At 67.4% G+C, this 1121-nt stretch carries 1 protein-coding gene; it reads left to right on the forward strand.

The window, feature by feature from the left end; translation table 11 throughout:
• Positions 1 to 1121: DNRLRE domain-containing protein (locus KBX37_RS33915; RefSeq protein WP_210779892.1), on the forward strand; the 1121-nt coding region annotated here is incomplete at both ends.

A 1121-nucleotide genomic window follows, 5' to 3' on the forward strand; every position in this document is an offset into this window, starting at 1 on the left:
GCCGACGCCGGCTGGCTGGCCGATCCGGCGCGGGTGTTCCCGGTGGTCATCGACCCGACCATCAAGGTGCAGCCGGTGCCGACCGACGCCCAGGATGTGCAGATCTACTCGGGCGCCACCACCACGAACTACAACGACACCTACCAGCTGAAGGTCGGCACGACCTCCACGCAGGCCTGGCGGTCGTTGCTGAAGTTCAACCTGGACTCGATTCCGGCGAACACGCCGATCAGCGACGCGCAACTGCAGCTGTACTACTCGCAGACGCACACCACCTACGCCGCCGACGTGCCGATGCAGGCGCACCGGGTGACCGCGGACTGGACCGAGGGGTCCGCGACGTGGGGAACCATGAGCACCAAGTTCGCCGGTGCGCCGGCGGCCAACGTGGTGACGAAGGACGACGGCGATTCCGGGACGTCGGTCACCGGGTCGTGGCCGTATTCGGGGAACACGACGTTGACGCCGAAGGCGGTCGACAGCGACTACCGCTTCCACGGCAGCAGCCTCGCGACGGACACCCACACCTGGGTGCCCACCATCACCGAGTCGGGTGATTATCAGGTCGAGGTCCACTACGTGGCTGCGTCGGACCGCCCGGCGAACGCCCCGTACACGGTCCACTTCTCCGGCGGTTCGAAGAAGTACTACGTCGACCAGACCACGCCGGACAGCCAGGGCGACTGGGTGACGCTGGGTACCCATCCGTTCGTGGCCGGCACCACCGGCAAGGTGGTGCTCAACGGCGTGCCGGGCACGTCGGCGAACGCGGACGCGGTGCGGTTCACCAAGGCCGGCGCGGTCAAGAAGTACGCCCAGTCGAGCGTGTGGAACTCGTTCCCGGTGCGCAACCTGGTGCAGGAGTGGGTCAACGGCACCTCCAACTACGGGGTGATGGTCAAGGCCCTCGACGAGGCGACCAAGGGCAAGGGCGGACCGGTCTACGAGGCCTCCGAGTACGCCTACAACAACGACCGGCGCGACTTCAACCTGCCGAAGCTGGTGGTCACCTACGGCCGGCCGGGTGTCACGGTGAACCCGCCGACGACGATCACCTCGACCGGTGCGGTACTGGACTGGCCCGGGTACGTCGACCCGTCGACGGCGACCGGCGACAACAT

This window comes from Micromonospora sp. U56, assembly GCF_018070095.1.
In the GTDB taxonomy this organism is placed as follows: Bacteria; Actinomycetota; Actinomycetes; order Mycobacteriales; family Micromonosporaceae; genus Micromonospora; species Micromonospora purpureochromogenes.